The organism is bacterium (assembly GCA_018830565.1).
Classification (GTDB): Bacteria; UBA9089; JAHJRX01; order JAHJRX01; family JAHJRX01; genus JAHJRX01.
This window is the reverse complement of sequence record JAHJRX010000012.1, coordinates 1-2,650: the sequence shown is the minus strand read 5'-3', so window position 1 is coordinate 2,650 and position 2,650 is coordinate 1. Positions and strand designations below refer to the sequence as shown.

Genomic DNA, 2,650 nt, shown 5'->3' with positions numbered 1-2,650 from the left:
CATATTATCTTCCTTCCTTAAAATAATCCACCTAGAGCTGTTTTAGAGCCAATAGTAGGAAGTTTACTAAACTCATTAACAAGCTTTAACATTGAAGAGGCAAGCTGCATATTATCTTCCTTCCTTAAAATAATCCACCTAAGCCTGGAATATTTAAACCACCAGTAATCTTTTTCATCTCTTCATTAGTCATTTCATTTACTCGACTTAAAGCTTCGTTCACGGCCGCTTGAATTAAATCTTCTAACATCTCTTTTTCGTCAGCCTTTATTATTTCAGGTTCAATTTTAATTTCAGTAATCTCTTTTTGACCGTTAGCCGTAACAGTAACCATTCCTCCTCCAGAAGTAACGGTTACAGTCAGTTTAGCTAATTCCTCTTGAACTTGAGACATCTTAGCGCCAACTTTTTGGGCTTGTTTTATTATTTCTCCAAAGTTTTTCATTTTTCCTCCAGCTTATTTATTGAGTGATAAATTCATTTTAAATTTGAAATGAATAATCCACCTTTTTATACCTTTTTTAGTATGCAGGAGGCAGAAAAAATCTCCTACTACCTCTTGCTTACTGCCTACTATTTGTCAACTTAGGTATATAAATTTGGATTTTCAACCACCAACGTTTCTTTTTTGGCTATTTCTACTAAACTCTCATCTGCTGAAACAAAGATTAAAGGATAAAGTTGTTGATTAATCAAGCTATTATTAAAAAAAGAGGCAACAGCTAATTGAATTGCATCATATCCACGAAGAAGATAATTACAAGTTAAGTTAATAGCCCGTTTAATAATTTTGTCATTTATCGCACATATTTTGTACTCTATCTGGCAATCCTTCAAGAATACCCCTAAAACCCTGTCCCGCTCAAAAGGGGTAATTACTCCCTCTCGAACTTTTCGGCTAAAAGCTGCTCCTACTTCAACCGGGGTTACTTGAGATAAAATTATCATCTGAGCACTCTCGGATTCAACAATTGATTTTACCAACTGACTTCCCTTTTCTTTTACATACCGCTTGATAATGGCACTACTGTCAAAATAATACACTTTCATTATAGTTTTCCTCTATCTTCGATAATTATTTCAGAAATGGGTTTGCCAACCATCTTTGAGGAAAGCAGGTTATAAAGCTCATCACGGTCAACATCTTTTTTGATTAAATCGTCCCATTCTTTGCCTAACTGGGCAATTAATCCTGTTCCTAACAACACTTCTGTTATTCTTTCCTCTTCAGATAGGTTTTTTTGTGGTTGTGATAGTTGAACCTGCAGATTGTCTATAATCACCTGATTTAACGACCTGCCAAGGGTAATCGCTATTTGCCGTAGTTTTAGATGTAAATGCTCTGGTAACCGAATTGTCGTTTTAACCATAGTATCCTCCCTTGCCATCATAGTGGCTTCAGCATACACTATTTAGAGATGGTTGTCAATTAGTTATTTTAGATTTTATTGCTCGGTATTATTTCCTATGTCCGGTTTTCGTTAATAACTACTATAACTACTATATTAACCAATTATTAACCAATCTTCAAGGCTTGGTTCTTTTAATCTCTTTTGAGCAGTTGGCAAAACAGTCATTACAGCATTTCTTTATTTTGAACTTGAGACACTATGAAATTGTAATTGATTTTAACCAAAGTAGATGTTATATTTCTTAAAAAGATTACTTTAAGGAAATGAAGATGGAAGAAGGACTATCCAGAGCCAAAGTCTTAGTTGAAGGTTTGCCTTATATTAAGAAGTTTTACGGAAAGATTGTAGTCATTAAATATGGCGGTAGCGCTATGATTGAGGATAATTTAAAAGATAGTTTTACCATGAATGTAGTCTTGTTAAATTATATCGGCATGAAACCAGTGATTGTCCACGGGGGAGGACCACAAATTAACAAGGTTATGGAAAGATATGGAAAAGAGGTAAGCTTTTTTAATGGTCATAGAGTTACCGATCGCGAAACCATGGAGATTGTAGAAATGGTTCTCTGTGGAAAAATAAATAAGGAGATTGTGGCTAATATTGATAGACAAGGAGGAAAAGCAGTTGGTTTAAGCGGCGTAGATGCTAATTTAATTAAGGCTGCCTCCCTTTTAACTAAAAGAAAAGATGAAAAACTAATAGACTTAGATCATACTGGAAGAGTAAAGAGTATTGATCCTACTATTATTAGCTCTTTACATAGAGAAGGATTTATTCCGGTGATTGCTCCAGTAGGAATAGATGAATTTGGTAAAAGATATAATATAAATGCTGATTTAGCTTCCGGAGAAATAGCGGCTTGTTTAAAAGCATATAAATTAATATTCTTGACCGATATTAAAGGAATTTTAAAAGATTCTCACCATGAAGAAACTTTAATCTCTACGATAAAACTTAAGGAGATTACTTCCTTGATTGAAAAGGGTTACATAAAAGGAGGAATGATCCCCAAAGCAGAAGCTTGTAAAAAAGCCATTAAAAATGGGGTAGAAAAAGTTCATATTATTGATGGCCGCATTACCCATTCTCTTCTCTTGGAACTTTTTACTGATCAAGGTATTGGCACTCAAGTTATCAAAGAATGATGAGGCAAAAATTAAAAGATGAAGGACTTAGATCTATCCAATAAAGATGAATTAATCAAAGAAGAAGAAGAAAAGTATATTCTTCAAACT

The 2,650-nt window shown here is 33.9% G+C and carries 4 protein-coding genes; 1 reads left to right on the top strand and 3 read right to left on the bottom strand.

All coding sequences use genetic code 11. The annotated features are described in order from the left end of the window. Positions 1 to 124: 124 nt before the first annotated feature. The 3 genes from KJ849_00850 to KJ849_00840 all read right to left on the bottom strand — a co-directional run bounded on the left by KJ849_00850 (position 125) and on the right by KJ849_00840 (position 1,370). The gene (locus tag KJ849_00850; protein MBU2599122.1) at positions 125 to 445 is read right to left on the bottom strand and encodes a YbaB/EbfC family nucleoid-associated protein; all 321 of its coding nucleotides are present in this window, start codon (positions 443 to 445) and stop codon (positions 125 to 127) included. A 140-nt stretch (positions 446 to 585) separates the two neighbouring features. Beyond that, positions 586 to 1,050 carry a type II toxin-antitoxin system VapC family toxin gene (locus tag KJ849_00845; GenBank protein ID MBU2599121.1) on the bottom strand — a complete coding sequence of 155 codons (465 nt, stop codon included), beginning with the start codon at positions 1,048 to 1,050 and terminating at the stop codon, positions 586 to 588. Further along, entirely contained in the window at positions 1,050 to 1,370 is a 321-nt protein-coding gene (locus KJ849_00840; GenBank protein MBU2599120.1) for a hypothetical protein, read from the bottom strand. The genes KJ849_00845 and KJ849_00840 overlap by 1 nt, the downstream gene beginning before the upstream one ends. A 311-nt stretch (positions 1,371 to 1,681) precedes the next feature. Here KJ849_00840 and argB point away from each other — a divergent pair, with 311 nt between their 5' ends. After that, positions 1,682 to 2,560: an acetylglutamate kinase gene (gene argB, locus KJ849_00835; protein ID MBU2599119.1), complete on the top strand. Its 879-nt coding sequence runs from the start codon at positions 1,682 to 1,684 to the stop codon at positions 2,558 to 2,560. Positions 2,561 to 2,650 lie beyond the last annotated feature (90 nt).

Bases quoted from the DNA above. Each gene is read 5' to 3' on its own strand.
- KJ849_00840 (MBU2599120.1), bottom strand. From the start codon at position 1,370: ATGGTTAAAACGACAATTCGGTTACCAGAGCATTTACATCTAAAACTA.
- KJ849_00845 (MBU2599121.1), bottom strand. From the start codon at position 1,050: ATGAAAGTGTATTATTTTGACAGTAGTGCCATTATCAAGCGGTATGTA.
- KJ849_00850 (MBU2599122.1), bottom strand. From the start codon at position 445: ATGAAAAACTTTGGAGAAATAATAAAACAAGCCCAAAAAGTTGGCGCT.
- argB (MBU2599119.1), top strand. From the start codon at position 1,682: ATGGAAGAAGGACTATCCAGAGCCAAAGTCTTAGTTGAAGGTTTGCCT.